Raw genomic sequence first — 16363 nt, 5'->3', positions numbered from 1 at the left:
ATGTGAGCGTCGAGGCAGAAGGCAAACGTATTATTGATGACCTGAGTTGCCAGCTTGACCTTGGTCTTGCTGGGGGCTCAGGCCCTCGTCGTATTGCCGTCATTGGCGTCAACGGCTCAGGTAAATCCACTTTTCTCCGTCTGATCGACGGTCTGGCCAAGCCCACATCGGGCACCATACGTGTCATGGGCTTCGACCCCACACGGCAAGCCAAGCAGCTGCACCGCAAAGTGGGGTTCGTGTTCACCGACCCTGACACGCAAATCATCATGCCCACGCCAGCCGAAGACGTGGCCTTTTCGCTGCGGGGCATGGGGCTGAGCAAATCCGAGTCTTCGGCACTGGTTGACCGTCAGCTGCAATCATTCGGCCTAACGCCTCACGCTGGCACTCCGGCGCACAGCCTGTCTGGCGGGCAGAAACAAATGCTGGCCCTTGCCGCCGTGCTCGTGCGCAACCCGGAGCTGGTGCTTGCCGACGAGCCGACCACCATGCTCGATTTGCCCAACGCGACGCGCATCGAAAATCTGCTGATACACGATATCGCCTGCCCGCTGATTGTTTCCACCCATAATCTTCGGCTTGCCGCACGCTGCGATATGGCAGTTCGCTTTGCCGATGGGCACATTATCGAAACCGGCGAGCCACGCCACGTTATCGCGCGATATCTTGCCGACTGCGGCGTCGCGGACAACGAAGAAGCCGAGGCGTCCCTATGATTTCGCTGTATATCGCAGGCGATAGCGTGCTGCATCGATGCCCTGCCGCAGTGAAACTCATCGTGTCACTGGTGATGGCAACGGTATTGGTGATTCCGCACCTATCGTGGTGGGCGATAGCCGTCTGCGGCGCGCTATGCGCAATATGGTATGCCATGTCCGGCCTTGGTCCGCACGTTTTTGCTCGTCAATTGTGGAGCGCGTGGTGGGTGGTGGCATTCACCGTGGTGGTGCAGGTGTTCTTTGTGCCATGGCAAACCACGGCGTTCAATGCGGTGCGCGTACTTGAACTGGTCATGATCGCAAATCTGGTAACACTCACCACCCGCACTGAAGACATGCTGGATACCGTGCTGGCAGCATTGCGGCCATTGCGACGATTCGGCGTCAATCCGGACCGCATTGGGCTACTGTGCGCATTGACCATCTCAGCGATTCCACTGATTAATCGCAATGTGCGAATTGTGCGGGAAGCGAATCAGGCCCGTGGAGGTCACGGTGGCGTGACCGCATGGGCGGTGCCTCTGCTGGTGCTTATCCTGAAGCAGTCCGACGAGCTGGCCGATGCGCTCGATAGTCGTGGGCTGTAGCTGATTCGACTGAACACAAGAAACCGCCGCTCCCGTATGAACGGGAACGGCGGTTTCTTGCTTGTACAAAGGGATTTAATCCTAACGATCTCTCCCTCCGCCATCGCTACGCGATGCCACCTCCCTCATCAGAAGGAGGTCATAGGTCACTGAACCTGGGTACGAGCGATCTTGCCGTTGAAGGACTCAGCCTCGTCCTTGTCCTTGGCCTCGGCGTTGTTCCAGGAAAACATGGCGCGCAGCTTCGGGCCGACGGTCTCGAGGTGCGGGTGAGAGAACTCTTCCTGCAGCTTCTTGAACTTCGGGGCGCCAGCAGCCTGATCATCCATGAACTCCTTGGCGAAGGAGCCGTCCTGAATGCGCTTGAGCTGGTACTGCATGCGCTTCTTGGTCTCCTCGGTGATGACCGTGGAGGTGTAGTCGCCGTACTGAGCGGTGTCGGAGCAGGACCAGCGAGCCTTGTTCAGACCACCCTCGTTAGCCAGGTCGACCAGCATCTTCAGCTCGTGGAAGACCTCGAAGTAGGCGATCTCCGGCTGGTAGCCAGCCTCGGTCAGCACGTCGAAACCGAGGTCGCACAGGTGGTTGATGCCACCCATGAGGACATCCTGCTCACCGAACAGATCGGTCTCGGTCTCCTCGGTGAAGGTGGTCTTGATGGCACCCGCACGCAGAGCGCCCAGAGCCTTGGCGTAAGCCAGGCACAGCGGCCAGGTCTTGCCGTCCGGATCCTGCTCAACAGCAACGACGACCGGGACGCCACGGCCGGCCGCGTACTCGCGGCGCACGATGTGGCCCGGGCCCTTCGGCGCGACCATGAACACCGGGTGATCCTCAGACGGCTTGATGTAGCCGTAGTGGATGTTGAAGCCGTGGGCGAAGGCCAGCGCGGCGCCCGGCTTCAGGTTCGGCTCGACCTCCTCCTGATAGACCTTGGCCTGGTACTGGTCGGGCAGCAGGATCATCACCACGTCGGCCTCGGCGACGGCCTCGCCGACCGGCTTGACCTCCAGGCCCTGCTCCTTGGCGAACTCGACCGACTTCGAGGTCGGACGCAGGCCGACCACCACGTCGACGCCCGAGTCGCGCAGGTTCAGCGCATGCGCGTGGCCCTGCGAGCCGTAGCCGAGGATGGCGACCTTCTTGCCTTCGAACGCGGCGAGGTCGGCGTCCTTTTCGTACCAGATAGTTGCTGCCATGATTGGCGCTCCTTTGATGTCTTGACGATGCTGTCGAGCGCATGATGCGTCCGGCAATCCGTTGATTGCGGACGGCTTCCGACGTGGCGGATTGTGTCCCCGCGGGAAAGTCATCCCCTTCTGGGGTATTGTTCTAGTCCTCCCCGACCCACGGACGTCCCCCATGTCCACATTGTGACCGGCCGATTTTCCTTTGGCGCCGGCATGCACCGGCCGATCGCGCAGCACGCAGCAGACCCACATGATTCATCCGGCGACAACTGGCACCCCATCCCGAATCGGCTATCCGTCACCCAGAGTGCACTGCGCCAACGATTCCGGCCGCCATATCACCGCGAATGGGGCACCGTCATCCGTTACCACGCGCCTCACGTCCATGCCCGACTGCTCTCCCCGCGCAATCGCACGCGCATATCCATCAGCCTGAACCAGCAACGTCAACTGCTGCTGCCCGGAATCGCACGCCGCGCTATCTCCCTCACAGGCAATCACCAGTCTTCGCCCGTTATACGAAAGGCCCACGTTATACAACTCGTCGAACCCATGCTCCACCGACACCCCAAACGCGAACGTACCTCCGCTGATGTCCGCCAGATTATCGGCGACGTCCGGAAGGGCTTCACGGATACTTTCTCGGGACGGCGACTGGCCTTCACTGCCGGTGACGACCGAACAGATTGTCTCCACGTCGCGATCGGCGATGCCGCGCACGAACGTATTCACTGCATCACGCACCGATATATTCGACGCCAAATATCCGCATGCGTCATTCGAACGCGCGACGCATCCCGAACATCCCGAAGCTACCGCCACGATCACCGCCACAAACCCAACCGTTCGCCTCAATGTTCCACCAAACATATGAGTCACGGCGTCACCTTCAACGTCACAAAAATCGAATTGGAAATCTCAACGTTCTCTGAAAGCACACTCTCTACGTCAGCCAAGGTTGACAATAAATATGCAAAAGCATTACTCACCTCGGCGCGGCCATCTAAAGCGAATGCGGAAGGCGTCGCGCCCAATGCTCCGATGACGAAAAGGGCACAGAAGACCATACTCATTGCTTTCATACGCCTAGCGCACCCCATTTCTACAGACACGATAATCTTACCCCATCAAGGCAGCATACATCAGCAACAACAGCCAATATCATTCACCATTCATACACTATTCATTGTTGTCTAATCATCATGTCCGGAAGCAGATAAGCGCCCTAATTTAATCAACATCCCGCCAATGCAAAAATATCACATCATCACACGTTGGACACGTATTCCCTGATGGCCCGGTTTTGTGAAGCTTTCGCTATTTTCATAGACTGATTTGTCGGTTGGGGTAAGCACCGTCAGCCCCTCTGTATTCGGCGCCCCTCCTACCGCAGATAGATGTCCGCCGGCCGCCACTGCGCGCCATTACGCACCACGGTGCGCCGCCGCGCGCCAATGGCCCACCCCCGAATACAGACGGGGGTTGGCGCAATGTGCCCCCCCCCGGCGGCACCCGAACGGAGTCGGAACCGCGTGAGGGGTGTCGATCAACCGCCGGTATCACTTGGTGAAATCGACGTCCTTGGTCTCCTTGCAGGACAGTACGGCGATCAGGCAGCAGACGGCCATCACGGCGAGGTAGAGGCCGACCGAGTGCACGCCCCAGTTGGCGGACAGCCAGGTGGCGATGGTCGGCACGAACGCGGCGCCGACGATCGCGGCGAGGTTGTAGCCGATGCCGGAGCCGGAATAGCGCACATTGGCCTCGAACAGCTCGGGCAGGAACGCGCCGATCGGGCCGAACGCGATGCCCATCAGCATGAAGCCGACGCACAGGAACGCCATCGTGGCCACGAAGTTGCGCTGGCCCACCAGACCGCCGTCCAGCAGGAACGGGAAGGCGAAGGCGAACACCACCAGCGCGCAGGACGAGAAGACGATCACACGGCGACGGCCGATCCGGTCGGCGTACACGCAGGACAGCACGATGAACAGCGCGAACACGCATACGGCGGCCATGAGCATCAGCAGATACTGCTGGTTGCTGAAGCCGAGGTCGCCGCCGCCGTCGGCGGAGCTCTTGGTGCCCCACGCGAGCGACCAGGTGGCCAGCGTGTAGAACAGCGTGTAGGTCACAGCCACGAGGAAGGTGGCCTGCAGCACCTGACGCCAGGACTTGCGGAAGACCTCGGTCAGCGGGGACTTGACGACCTTCTTCTGCTCCTGAGCCATACGGAAGATCGGGGTCTCCTCCATGTGAACGCGGACCACGAGGCCGACGATCACCAGGATGGCGGACAGCAGGAACGGCACACGCCAGCCCCAGGCCAGCATCGCGTCCTGATTGTTGAAGGATTCGAGCACGAAGTAGGTGCCGTTGGACAGGAAGAAGCCGATCGGCGCGCCCAGCTCCGGGAAGGAGCCGTACAGCGCGCGCTTGTCTTCAGGCGCGTTCTCGGTGGCGACCAGTGCCGCACCGGACCATTCGCCGCCCAGGCCGATGCCCTGGATGAAGCGCAGCAGGCAGAGGATGGCGACTGCGCCAACGCCGACCTGATCGTAGGTGGGCAGGCAGCCAATCAGGAAGGTGCCGACACCCATGGTCATCAGGCTGACGACCAGCGTGGTCTTGCGGCCCATGCGGTCACCGAAGTGGCCGAAGATCAGTGAGCCCAGCGGGCGGGCGATGAAGGCGATGGCGAAGGTCAGCAAGCTCATCAGCAGTGCGACGGTGGGGTTGTCCTTCGCGGAGAAGAAGATGTGCGGGAAGTAGTTTGCCGCGGCGGTGCCGTAGGCGTAGAAGTCATAGAATTCGATGGCGGTACCGACCATCGATGCAGCGATCACGGTCTTGACCGAATCGCGTACCAAGGTAGCGGCTTTACCTGCCGCCTGCCCTAAGCCAGTCTCTTCGACTGCTGCAGTCATTGTTACTCCTGTTTTGCTCTCGTTCACTCTCATTGGCGGGCGATTATTTCGTCTCACAGGGAGGTTGTTGTTCTGTTGCTGTGTTGTTGCCGTGTACTGTCCGCTACCGTTTCCGTCTGCGGGATTCTGCCGTAAGCCTTGTGAGCGCAACAAAAAAGCCCCGCATCATGCAGGGCCTTACCGATTGTGTCAGCTTGATTGGCCCTGCCTTCGTTGACGGGGCTTCAAGCATCAATGCCGAATTAGTCCGCCAGCGAAGACGGGCTAATAATTCGTGCGGATACAAACGCAGAAGCATTGAATCCAGTCATCGCGTGGCCTCCTTTCAGTATTTCCTCAGGCCGTTCGACCTGAACTGGAATGTAAACATAGGTCTGGCTGTCTTGCCAATCCAGCAAGGGTTCACATTGTGGACGCCACGTCGCCGAGACGAACGCCCCCGCCGCGGGGAGGAACGCCGCCGGCGGCCGGGGAGCCGGACCGGCCCGTCATTGCGCGGACTCGGCGGTGAGGGTGATGATTCCGGCGAGGAACACCATGACGACGGCGGAGGGGAACAGCAGGTAGTAGCCGAAGCTGCTCGCAAATGCGCTGACCAGCACGGCTCCGATGATGGCGGCGAGCGCCAGACCGGCCGAGTTGGCGAGCGCATAAATGCCGAGGTCGTGGCCGGCTCGGCGCGGGTCGGGCAAAGAGTCCATCACCAGTTCAAGGCCGAGCGAATCGTAAATGCCGAAGGCGAATCCGGAGATCAGCGCGAAGAGCAGCATGCCGTTTTCGCGTGCCGTGCCGGTGGACCAGACGCCGAGCCCCCATGCCACCGCCACGCCGATGGCATACAGCAGGCAGGATGCCGCCACCACTGCAGTGGTGGCGATGTTCCGTTCCTCGATCTTCTCGGAGATCGGCCCAGCGGCCCAGGACGCGAGCGCAGCACCGATGAGCGTTGCCGCGGCCATGCCGGCGATGAGGAGGCCCGCGGGAATGGTCAATGGCGCGGAAGTGAACACCACAGCCTTGCCATACACCCAAAAGCGCACGAGATACCACAGAAAGACCCCGGTCAGTCCAACGCCCGTCATCATGCACACGCGAGCGGCGAACACACGGGCGAATGCAGGCGCATGTGCCGGCGGACGCAGCTGGTCAAACACCTGGCCCGACTCGAATCGTTGATGTGGCTGCTCCTGGCTGGAAGGCTCCTTGGGCAGCATGATCACGGTCAGGATGCCGGAAACCGCAAACAGCACGGCGGTGTAGGCAAACGGCGTGAAGGAGTCGAACATCACGCCGAGCGCACCCATGCATACACCAAGCGCTTGGCCAAGCATCACGCCGATACCGTGCCAGCGCTCAATGCGCGGACGGAATTTGTCCGGAACCCGTTCGCTGATGGCGCTGGCCAACGGCACGGAAATCATCGCATAGGCAAACTGCATGAGCGCCCAGAAGAAACACAGCACTACGAGGCCTGTGTTCTGCCCCAGAACCAGCGTGATCAGCGCGCACAGCACGCCACCCGCCACCATCCACGGGGTACGGCGGCCCAGAGGAATACGTGTGCGGTCGGACAGCGCGGAGACCAAGGGCATCGCGAACATGGAGGCCACCACGCCAACGACCACCAGCACGGCCAGAGGCACCACCAAGTCAGTGGCGACGGGCAGCGGACGGCCGGTGGACGGATTGATGGTGACCGATATGGCAGAAGCGGTGTCGTAGCCGAACAGACGAGCCACCGCGTTGGGCATGGCGATGGTGTTCAACGCCGCCCAAGGCGCGCCGGCCAGAATCGAAGCCACGAAAAAACCCCAATTAAGACGGGAAATCTGAACAGCGGTGGGTCGCTGACCATTGGCGGCGACCATCGGATCGCGCATATCGAGATATGCAGACGACAGATCAGGCGCAGGGGCATCCACGCTGGCCGCGGCAGCGGCAGCAGCCGACGAACCGGCGGCCGCCAGACGCACGGCCTGGGCCTCGGGCTGATCGGCGGATGCCTCGGGAGGACGCCGACGATCTTTGATGGCCAGTCGGGCCACGGCATCCTTGTCTTCGGGACTCAATGCCTTGTCGAGATCCGGGCGGTCGTCAATACCCGGGCGCACGTACGGTTCCAACATGTTGCTGCTCTTTCTTTGCTCTCATCACCGGCAGGAGGTACCGGCCAGCTCCGACTGAGCATGACCCGCAACCCCGCCACATGCAAAACCGCCCGAGCGCACTAGCTTCAGTGCACTGCGGGCGGTTTGTTTTCCATGGACCCAGCTTACGCCGGACGCACTACTTGGAGCGCGCACAGCGGAGTGGCGTTTATGAGCCAACGGTTAGTCGATATCGGCAATCGGCGGGTTGCTCAGCAGATCATCAGTCTCGTGGTCACCGGCGGCATCGGTCCAGGCGAGGCTGGCGACCGGAGTGGTGTTATCCGTGCCGAGTCCGCGGCCGGGCTCGAAGATGAGAGCGGCCTTGGTCTTGCCGTCGGCAGCGATCCAGCGGAAGGTGATGGATGTGTCGCCGTCGGCTTCGTAGCTGAACTCGCCATTGAATGCAGGCAGTTCGTTGCGGAACTTGGCCAGGGCGTTCAGGGCCTTCACCACCGGGCGCTCGAGGTTTTCGTCGATTTCGGCGGTGGAGTAGTAATGGCGATTGATGTCACGGCCGTTGTTGGTCTTGCGCAGCAGTTCCATGTCGTTGCGGCCGGCGAGCGCGCCCACGTAGTAGACCTGCGGCACTCCGGGCAGGAAGAACTGGACTGCGCGGGCGGCCAGATAGTGCTGGTCGTTGCAGCCGAGCGCGGAGTAGTACGTGCTGTTGACCTGATAGAGGTCGAGGTTGCTGGCGGCGGCACCGGTGGCGGCCTGGGATTCGCCGTGGGTGTTGGCGTGGATGGTGTTGACCAGATTATCGACGTCCTCGTCGGGCACGAGGCCCTTGAGGCTGCGGTCGAGCTGATCGGAGCCGATGTCGATCACGCCGATGCCGTCGTGCGTATCGAGCACGGTGACGGCGTTGTTCGGGCGGATTTCGGTCCAGTGGACCACGGGTTCCACGTGACCGGTGAACAGCGAGTGCAGGAGCAGCGGAGGCAGGGCGAAGTCGTAGACGCGGTCCACCTTGGAGGCGATTTCAACCTGCTTCTTGTAGTAGCTATGCACCTCAATGAGAATTTCGAGGCCTCGCTTGACGCCTTCCTCGCGTAGGCGGGAGATGAGCTTGAATGTCTTCGGAGTCATAAAGCAGCTCGTGCCAGCTTCCTTAGCGCCGTAGCCGACGGCGTCGAGACGAATGTAGCTGACGTGGGATGCGGCCATCTGATCGAAGATGGACATGAGGTATTCCCAGCCCTTGTCGGAATCGGTGTCAATATCAACCTGCTGCGGAGTGAAGCTGACCCAGACCAGGCGGGTCTTGCCGGCGAACTTGTAGTGGGTGAACGGCAGGCCCGGGCGCGGGCGGTAGATGCCGGCCAGTTCCTCTTCGGTGGCGCCGTTCGGGAAGACGGAGCTCATGGTCAGAAACATCGGGTAATACTCGGATTCCTCACCTTTTTCAAGCACGTCTTGGAACTGCTTGGATTCCCAGCTCATGTGGTTGACGATGGCATCGACCATGATGCCGTGGGTCTTGGAAAGTTCAGCGACGTCGTCCCAGCTGCCGAGACGCGGGTCGACTTTGGTGTGGTCGATCGGGTCGAAGCCTGCATCCGCACCATCGAACGGAGTGAAGAACGGCAGGATATGCACGCCGTCATACACGCCGTCGAAGTGGGTGCGCAGGATGTCGGTCATCGAGCTAAGAGTGCCATCGCCGAGACGATCGGCGTAAGCGATGAGCTGCACTTTGTTTTTCATGGGACCCCCCTTGGTTCATGGATGCAGGTGCAATGTGTACGCAGTGTATGCGTGCTTTTACATACTTATACGTATCGAACCGGTTTGATATTACCTCGAAAGGGACGTCGATGTCCAGTAATACCGCAAAATGCGCGTGTCGAACCGGTTTGATGCGGTGTTCTACACAACCCAGCGTTCCAACGCGCAGCATCAACGCGTGGTATCGCCTGGCACCAGCGTCATGGGAATAAGCACGTTCGGCTCGAACGGCTTGGGGATGTCCCTGCGTGAAGCGTTAGCCGCGGCCACTTCCTCATTGGCAATAGCCTGCACGATATGGTCGGCCGTCGACTGTGCGATCGCCGAGAAATCCTGCGCGACCGCGGTCAGCTTCATGCCGGCCAAATCAGTCAAATACGTACCATCGTAGGCAACGATCTGCAGCTCGTCAGGAATGGAAATTCCGCGGCTCAACGCTTCGCGCACGCAGAACGACGCGCCAATATCGGAACTGACCACGGCATCGACGCCGTCGGTCGTCACCTTGTCGAGCGCATTGCTGACCGCACGATGATAGCCGGCAAAATCCATCACTTCGCCAGCTTCAACGTACTCGTATTTCACGCCTGCGGAGGTCAATTCCTGTTCCAACGTGAGGTAATAGCGCACCGTCGGGAACGTGGTCTTTCCCAAATCGAACGGTCCTTCCTCGACTTCTCCGCGCGCAGCCAAATCGAAGAATTGCTCTCGCGGACCGCCAATCATCACCACATGTTTGGTACCATTGCGGATCAGCATCTGCGCAATCAATCGCCCACCCTGCTCGTGGTCGGATCCAATCGACGAAATACCGTCTCCAAGCACACGGTCGAACGCGACGATCGGGCGATGAATCGACGTCCAATAATTGCCGGGATGCGAAGTGTGCGCACACATGACGATGCCGTCCATCATGTGCCGACGCAACATGTCGACATACTGGATTTCGCCGTCCGCCTCATCTGCGGTAGAGCACAACATAGTGCGTAATCCTTGCGCGGCGAGCGCATGCTGCAGATGTGCGGTAAACGTTGCAAAGAACGGGTGGCGGATGGTGGGCACGATGACGCCGACCAGATTCGTACGATCATGATACAGATTGCGGGCAAGCTCGTTCGGCACATAATTGAGCAGTTGCATGGCTTTGCGCACACGTTCGCGCATGTCATCAGACACGTACCCGTTGCCGTTCACCACCAGCGAGACGGTGCTCAGAGACACCCCGGCCTTCTTCGCCACATCGCGCATGCCGACCATGATCGCACCTTCCCCGTCATCACTGTTCTATCGCCGTATTCTCACGTGTTTACCGCTAATATTACATTCATTTACATTCTCTCGAACCTGTTCGACAGTCCGGCAACGAAATACAGCTTCTTAGTGTCGACTCCCGCGGAGGCGAAGGCCTTCAGCAGCGGCTTGGTCTGGTCGAATGCAATCACCAGCGTTGCATCCGGACTGGCGGCCTTGATGGCGGTTGTACTCAGATTTCTTTCACGTTACTCAGCGACCGTCCGTGTAACGTGAAAATTACGCCGGATTGGCAAGCAGCGCAATGCCGAAACCGGTGGCCACGCAAATGAGAGGCACCGCGACGGTTGCTATTCCATAGCCCAGAGCCAGCGTAAAACGACGCTGGCGAATCAATGAAACCACTTCGTTGAGCGCCGTGGAGAATGTCGAGAAACCACCGAGAAATCCGACAACGAACATCATGACCGTGTCCATATCCACGGATTGCGAATAGTAGGACATCATGGCGATGCCCGCGCATAGCGAGGCGACGCCGTTGATGACGAGCGTGGATAGCGGGAAGTTGCGGTTCGTTCTCCGATTCTCGCGGTTCCAGCCTCGTTGAATTGACACGTCGAGCACGTAACGGGCCATGGCGCCCAGACCGCCGAACAGACAGATCATCCACATCATCAGCGCACCTCCCCGGTAGTCGGGTCGGCGACAAGCGAAATCTCCGCAGTGATCGGTTTGGGCTCGAAGCTGGGTGGAAGCGGGTTGGCCGGCTGCTGGATCGGCTGCGACTGCTGAATCTCGGGCAGCTGCCCCAAGTCTGGAGTATCCGGCTCGCACAACAACGGCTGCGATGACTGTGCCAGCTGAGGAACGACCAGCGGAGGAACCTGCGGAACGCGGCCTGTCTGCATAGGCTGGCTGGCTGGCGGCGGCACGGTTGGCGTTTCGACTCGCGGAACCTGTCCCGTCTGTGCAATCTGCTGGGCCGTCTGCGCGGCCTGCTGCGCCGCCTGCGCGGCTTCCATTGCGGCCTGCGCGGCAGAACGCGCCACGTCGGCCACTTTCACATGGCGTACGCCCTGCGTGTCCGATTCGGCAGAATCGGAAACGGAAACAGCTGAAAACGCACCCCGAACCCGCTTTCGAGTACTCCGTGACAGCAGTGCCTGCATCAGAACCACGCCGGCGGCGGCAGTGAGCAAACCGCCTGCAAAATTTCCCGCAAGATAGCCAAGCGCACTGGCGATATGCCGCTCGTGCAAACCTTCCATCGTTTCCAGCATCACGCCGGACATCGTCGAAAGCCCGCCGAGCAAGCCGAGCCCAACGCCACGGCTGACAACCTGCCGCACCCGGCGACGCAGCCACGAAGCGGTCGCCATGAATTCGGTCAGCATCGCGAACAGGAAGCAGGCGACCATATTCGACACAAACGTGCCCACAACGAACGGCGTCCCGCTGACCGACGGCAGAAGCATATCCAACGCATGCCGACAGCCGACTCCAACAAATCCACCGACGAACACCACAACATACATCAGTCCGTCGGCGAGCGGATTGAACCGCGCCTGCATACGTTTCATCGGTGCCAGGGGAATCGTAGGCGGATCCATGGTGTTAGCGGCGGGCGCGGTTGCACCAGCATGCGTCACCTCAACAGCGTCGATTGCCTGCGTGATGGGATGCGAGTCCTCACCCGCAGTCACCACGTCTCCCGGCGATTGTTCTTGCGATTCCATTGCGCTCCCCCTGTACTGGCCTTCCGCGGACAGCGTTGTTCCGCCCATAGGCCGTGCAACAACGAGCTGGGCCGCGATTGCTGCCTTCCTAACGCATATGAGTTTACACGGAGCGCCAACGTATGCACCCTGGATGTCCGATTCCGCAGATTCGTACATCCAGAGTCCAGCCGAATTCAGCCAGGCTCAGTCAAGCCGGGCATCACACAGCCGCCGCATCGCAGGTCGCACCTCGCGCTCCTCCTCGCCACTGAACAGCACCACCAGATAGTCGCCGGCACGCAGCCGTGTATCGCCGCGCGGCACGATCTCGCTTTCGCCGCGACGCAGGCCGATGATCAGACACCCAGACGGCCAACGCACGTCACGCACCCGCTTGCCGTCCGCAATCGCCCCCATTTCCAATGGCAGTTCCATAATGCCGCTGCCCACATGGCTTGCGATCGCCATCTGCATGCCTTGCGCGCGCACGTACCGCTCCAGCAACTCCCCATAGATCGGTTTGGTGCGCAGCAAATCGGACACCAACAGCGCGATGAAAGCGACGGCCGCGACCGGCAGCATGTGCGTCAACGTTCCAGACATCTCCACAGCCAACAGAATCGACGTGATCGGCGTTTTCACGGACGCGGCGAGCGTGCCCGTCATCACGCACACCGCAAACACCGCCACTGCGTCGGATGGCAGATCACCGAATCGATGCAACACTTCACCGCAGATGCCGCCGGCCAACGAACCGACCGCAAGAATCGGCATGAAAATACCGCCAGGCGCGCCTGAGCCGAAACTCGTAGATGTGAACAGCATCTTCGCCACGAACAGCAGACACAGCATTCCCAAGCCGACGCGCGCATGTTCGGCGGTATCAATCAGATTCGAGCCGCCGCCGAGCACATCGGGCAACCAGATGCCGACAGGCAACGCGATCGCAATCGCAATCATCGGGCGGCTCCATGCCGGCAGTTTGCCGTACAGCGTCTGGAAGCCAAGCAACGAGCGGTTCATCAGCGAACCAACCAAACCGGCCACCAATCCCAACGGAATCAGCCACACATACTCTTCCAACGACAGCTGACCGATATCACCGAAATCCAAAACCGGACGCAGACCGAAACAGTATTTCGAGACGAAATCGGCGGTCAGCGATGCGGCGGTGGCGCCCATCAGAATCGCAGGGGAAAAACTCCGATGCACCCCTTCCAAAGCGAACATCATGCCGGACAGCGGCGCGCTGAACGCGGCGGACAAGCCGGCCGCGGCACCGGCGGTGACCAGATAATGCTCCTGCATGTCCTCACGGCGGCGGCCGCGCAAACGGTGGGATACACACTGCGCGCCCGACGCACCAATCTGAATGGACGGCCCCTCACGGCCGAGCGACAGACCAAACAACGCGCCCAACAGTCCACCGACGAAACGGACTGACAGAATCGTCTGCCAACGCATCTTCAAGCCGCATATCACCACGCCGTTGGTCTGCGGGATGCCGCTGCCACCAGCCATCGGCTCCTTGCCGACCATCCACGCGATCGCCAGCGCGGCCGCCACCGCGGCAACCGCCCACGGCGCAATCAGCCACGGGGTCTCGCGAATCCGCGCATATATCCAACGGGACGCATCCGTGCCGTATTCGATGCCGAGACGGTATACGACAACCAGCAATCCTGAAACCAGACCAATGACTATGCCGGCCGCCGCCATCTTCCACTTCAAGTGGTCGAATCGCGGAATCAGCCGGCGGATATCATGTGCCGCGTCGTTACCAGTCAAGCCGGGAAATTCGTTGCAGACGGTCAGTCGACCAGCGAATTGATCTGGATGACATGATCGCGCTGCGGACCGGTGCCGATCGCGGAGATACGGCAGCCGCTCAGCTCTTCCAAACGCTTGACGTAGGCCTGGCAGGTGGCGGGCAGCTCGTCGAAGGAGTGGCAGTCGGAGATGTCTTCGTCCCAGCCGGGCATGGTCTCGTAAATCGGCTTGGCGGCGGCGAAAGCGGCCTGATCGGTCGGCATATCGTCGTGATGTTCGCCGTCCACGTCGTAGGCCACGCAGATCGGAATCTCCTTCAGGCCGGTGAGCACGTCGAGCTTGGTGAGCACGATGTCGGTCAGGCCGTTGACCTGGGAGGCGTAACGGTTGACGACCGCATCGAACCAACCACAGCGACGCGGGCGGCCGGTGGTCACGCCGAACTCGTGGCCCTGCTGACGCAGCCATTCGCCGGACTCGTCCAGCAGTTCGGTGGGGAATGGGCCTTCGCCCACGCGGGTGACGTAGGCCTTGGAGACGCCGATTACGCGGGTGATCTTGGTAGGGCCCACGCCGGTGCCGGTGCAGGCGCCGCCGGCGGTCGGGTTGGAAGAGGTGACGAACGGGTAGGTGCCGTGATCCACATCGAGCATGGTGGCCTGAGCGCCTTCAAACAGTACGGTCTTGCCTTCGTCAAGCGCCTTGTTGAGAATCAGGCCGGTGTTGGCCACGTACGGCTTGAGGCGTTCGCCGAGCTTCAGCAGCTCCTCGGTGGTCTGGTCCACGTCGATCGGACGACGGTTGTAGAGCTTGACCAGCATCTGGTTCTTCTGGTGCAGACTGGCCTCCACCTTGTCGTGCAGATGGTCGGCGTTGAACAGGTCATGCACGCGGATGCCGACACGGTTGATCTTGTCCGCGTAGGCTGGGCCGATGCCACGGCCGGTGGTGCCGATCTTGTGCTTGCCAAGGAAGCGTTCAGTCACCTTGTCGAGGGTGCGATGGTAGGGCGCGATGATGTGTGCGGCCTCGCTCACCTTGAGGTGGGAGCAATCGATGCCGCGGGATTCCAGGCCGTCAATCTCCTCGAAGAGCACTTCCGGGTCCACGACCACGCCGTTGCCGATCACCGGGGTCAGGTTCGGGTTGATAATACCGGAGGGCAGCAGGTGCAGGGCGTACGACTCATCGCCGACCACCACGCTATGGCCCGCGTTGTTGCCGCCGTTGAAGCGCGCGACGTAATCGACCTTGGTGCCGATCAGATCGGTAGCCTTGCCTTTACCCTCGTCGCCCCACTGAGCACCAATAAGAACAATTCCAGGCATAACACACCTCCGCAACATCGCCTTTTCCGCCGAACACAGACTACCGTACAGCCTCTACCGCTGCCACGCCATATGCAGCCGCCGGCCTGTCCAAGCTACCCGCGCGCCCTCACGCGTCCGGCGCCGGCACGGCGAAATAATACGCGGCCCACGCGTTGCTCAGATCTGGGTTGTCTTCCCCTACCTCGTTCTGCAACGCTCGTAGCGTCGCTTGAGCCCTGCCGTATTCTTTGTCGTTCAGATACTGGCCGAATTCATCCAGTTTATCCTGAACCGCCGCCGGCTTATCCGGGGTCCCCATGACTTCGCGCAGTATCGCCCCGGCGTTGACACCGTACGTTTCGTCGTCCGGAGAGACGGCGACGTACTTGCCGTCACCGCCATCGACCGGCTCGATCACCCGTAGATTCTTGGATTGTACCGAGGAGATCACCATCGGGGCATGCGTGGTGACGATGAATTGCACCAAGGGGAACAATTCATGCAAAACGCCCAGGATCTTCCCCCTGCCATTTGGGGTGCAGATGCAGATCCACCTCGTCGATAAGCACCACTCCGGGAGTTCGCGCAACAGCCTGTTCGGCGAGGAAGGGGTTGAGCTGTGCCATACGCCGCGCTATGTCGGCCACCAACCCGATGACTACGCGATAGCCGTCGCTCAGAGTTTCGAACGGCTGATCCTCCATGTATGTTCCGTCGGATGCCGTGTAACTGACCACGAAACCGCCGTCGTAGGCGATGCTGGCGTCGTCGAAGCCGGTCAACAGGCGAAGGCAATCCGTGACCACGCGCCGCACCGCCCGGAATTCCGGTATCACGGTTCCCTTGCGGTACTCCCGCGCAGTCATTTTTTCGAACCAGACCGACATCTTCTTGATGCTGACCTCGGAACTCAAGCAGCCATCATATCCATCGAAACGATTGCCTCCCTGCAATTATGCAGGGACAACTGCCGCAGGCACATTACATCCGGCCTCATGATACGATCATCC

At 60.6% G+C, this 16363-nt stretch carries 15 protein-coding genes; 2 read left to right on the top strand and 13 right to left on the bottom strand.

All coding sequences use genetic code 11. The annotated features are described in order from the left end of the window. Window positions 1-2: 2 nt before the first annotated feature. Complete coding sequence (locus tag MMB48_RS00685) at window positions 3-719, top strand: energy-coupling factor ABC transporter ATP-binding protein (RefSeq protein WP_230474130.1); 717 nt, start codon at window positions 3-5, stop codon at window positions 717-719. Continuing rightward, window positions 716-1309: an energy-coupling factor transporter transmembrane component T family protein gene (locus tag MMB48_RS00680; RefSeq protein ID WP_012576582.1), complete on the top strand. Its 594-nt coding sequence runs from the start codon at window positions 716-718 to the stop codon at window positions 1307-1309. Before MMB48_RS00685 ends, MMB48_RS00680 begins: the two co-directional genes overlap by 4 nt. Window positions 1310-1455: 146 nt before the next feature. On the opposite strand, the gene ilvC is transcribed toward MMB48_RS00680, so the two are convergent. The 13 genes from ilvC to MMB48_RS00615 all read right to left on the bottom strand — a co-directional run bounded on the left by ilvC (window position 1456) and on the right by MMB48_RS00615 (window position 16267). After that, on the bottom strand, window positions 1456-2508 hold the full coding sequence (gene ilvC, locus MMB48_RS00675) for a ketol-acid reductoisomerase (RefSeq protein ID WP_032745020.1): 1053 nt from the start codon (window positions 2506-2508) through the stop codon (window positions 1456-1458). 282 nt (window positions 2509-2790) lie between these two features. Further along, window positions 2791-3243 carry a hypothetical protein gene (locus MMB48_RS00670; protein ID WP_230581275.1) on the bottom strand — a complete coding sequence of 151 codons (453 nt, stop codon included), beginning with the start codon at window positions 3241-3243 and terminating at the stop codon, window positions 2791-2793. A 131-nt stretch (window positions 3244-3374) separates the two neighbouring features. Continuing rightward, window positions 3375-3581 carry a hypothetical protein gene (locus tag MMB48_RS00665; protein WP_230581276.1) on the bottom strand — a complete coding sequence of 69 codons (207 nt, stop codon included), beginning with the start codon at window positions 3579-3581 and terminating at the stop codon, window positions 3375-3377. A 477-nt stretch (window positions 3582-4058) separates the two neighbouring features. After that, on the bottom strand, window positions 4059-5426 hold the full coding sequence (locus tag MMB48_RS00660) for an MFS transporter (protein WP_007057579.1): 1368 nt from the start codon (window positions 5424-5426) through the stop codon (window positions 4059-4061). A gap of 488 nt (window positions 5427-5914) precedes the next feature. Continuing rightward, the gene (locus tag MMB48_RS00655) at window positions 5915-7552 is read right to left on the bottom strand and encodes an MFS transporter (RefSeq protein ID WP_032745022.1); all 1638 of its coding nucleotides are present in this window, start codon (window positions 7550-7552) and stop codon (window positions 5915-5917) included. Window positions 7553-7756: 204 nt separating this feature from the next. Beyond that, window positions 7757-9283, bottom strand: coding sequence for a sucrose phosphorylase (gtfA, locus tag MMB48_RS00650; RefSeq protein WP_032745023.1), 1527 nt, complete (start codon window positions 9281-9283; stop codon window positions 7757-7759). A 192-nt stretch (window positions 9284-9475) separates the two neighbouring features. Beyond that, on the bottom strand, window positions 9476-10561 hold the full coding sequence (locus tag MMB48_RS00645) for a LacI family DNA-binding transcriptional regulator (RefSeq protein ID WP_032745025.1): 1086 nt from the start codon (window positions 10559-10561) through the stop codon (window positions 9476-9478). Window positions 10562-10834: 273 nt separating this feature from the next. Further along, window positions 10835-11230, bottom strand: coding sequence for a fluoride efflux transporter FluC (locus tag MMB48_RS00640; RefSeq protein WP_003832500.1), 396 nt, complete (start codon window positions 11228-11230; stop codon window positions 10835-10837). Then, window positions 11230-12291 (bottom strand): fluoride efflux transporter FluC, encoded by a 1062-nt coding sequence (locus tag MMB48_RS00635; protein WP_032745137.1) that lies wholly within the window; start codon window positions 12289-12291, stop codon window positions 11230-11232. Before MMB48_RS00635 ends, MMB48_RS00640 begins: the two co-directional genes overlap by 1 nt. A 186-nt stretch (window positions 12292-12477) precedes the next feature. Continuing rightward, complete coding sequence (locus tag MMB48_RS00630) at window positions 12478-14061, bottom strand: ClC family H(+)/Cl(-) exchange transporter (RefSeq protein ID WP_032745026.1); 1584 nt, start codon at window positions 14059-14061, stop codon at window positions 12478-12480. Between the two features lie 23 nt (window positions 14062-14084). Beyond that, window positions 14085-15371: an adenylosuccinate synthase gene (locus MMB48_RS00625; RefSeq protein ID WP_032745028.1), complete on the bottom strand. Its 1287-nt coding sequence runs from the start codon at window positions 15369-15371 to the stop codon at window positions 14085-14087. A gap of 109 nt (window positions 15372-15480) precedes the next feature. Next, complete coding sequence (locus MMB48_RS00620) at window positions 15481-15840, bottom strand: hypothetical protein (RefSeq protein ID WP_032745030.1); 360 nt, start codon at window positions 15838-15840, stop codon at window positions 15481-15483. A 10-nt stretch (window positions 15841-15850) separates the two neighbouring features. Then, the gene (locus MMB48_RS00615; RefSeq protein WP_032745031.1) at window positions 15851-16267 is read right to left on the bottom strand and encodes an AAA family ATPase; all 417 of its coding nucleotides are present in this window, start codon (window positions 16265-16267) and stop codon (window positions 15851-15853) included. Window positions 16268-16363 lie beyond the last annotated feature (96 nt).

The organism is Bifidobacterium sp. FKU (assembly GCF_026016385.1).
Classification (GTDB): Bacteria; Actinomycetota; Actinomycetes; order Actinomycetales; family Bifidobacteriaceae; genus Bifidobacterium; species Bifidobacterium infantis.
Note: the sequence above shows the minus strand (reverse complement) of the source record. Positions and strands in the feature narration are given on the sequence as shown.

What these genes read in the sequence shown, in the direction of transcription:
- MMB48_RS00680 (WP_012576582.1), top strand. Translation starts at nt 716, where the DNA reads ATGATTTCGCTGTATATCGCAGGCGATAGCGTGCTGCATCGATGCCCT.
- ilvC (WP_032745020.1), bottom strand. Translation starts at nt 2,508, where the DNA reads ATGGCAGCAACTATCTGGTACGAAAAGGACGCCGACCTCGCCGCGTTC.
- MMB48_RS00665 (WP_230581276.1), bottom strand. Translation starts at nt 3,581, where the DNA reads ATGAAAGCAATGAGTATGGTCTTCTGTGCCCTTTTCGTCATCGGAGCA.
- MMB48_RS00660 (WP_007057579.1), bottom strand. Translation starts at nt 5,426, where the DNA reads ATGACTGCAGCAGTCGAAGAGACTGGCTTAGGGCAGGCGGCAGGTAAA.
- MMB48_RS00655 (WP_032745022.1), bottom strand. Translation starts at nt 7,552, where the DNA reads ATGTTGGAACCGTACGTGCGCCCGGGTATTGACGACCGCCCGGATCTC.
- gtfA (WP_032745023.1), bottom strand. Translation starts at nt 9,283, where the DNA reads ATGAAAAACAAAGTGCAGCTCATCGCTTACGCCGATCGTCTCGGCGAT.
- MMB48_RS00645 (WP_032745025.1), bottom strand. Translation starts at nt 10,561, where the DNA reads ATGGTCGGCATGCGCGATGTGGCGAAGAAGGCCGGGGTGTCTCTGAGC.
- MMB48_RS00640 (WP_003832500.1), bottom strand. Translation starts at nt 11,230, where the DNA reads ATGATGTGGATGATCTGTCTGTTCGGCGGTCTGGGCGCCATGGCCCGT.
- MMB48_RS00635 (WP_032745137.1), bottom strand. Translation starts at nt 12,291, where the DNA reads ATGGAATCGCAAGAACAATCGCCGGGAGACGTGGTGACTGCGGGTGAG.
- MMB48_RS00625 (WP_032745028.1), bottom strand. Translation starts at nt 15,371, where the DNA reads ATGCCTGGAATTGTTCTTATTGGTGCTCAGTGGGGCGACGAGGGTAAA.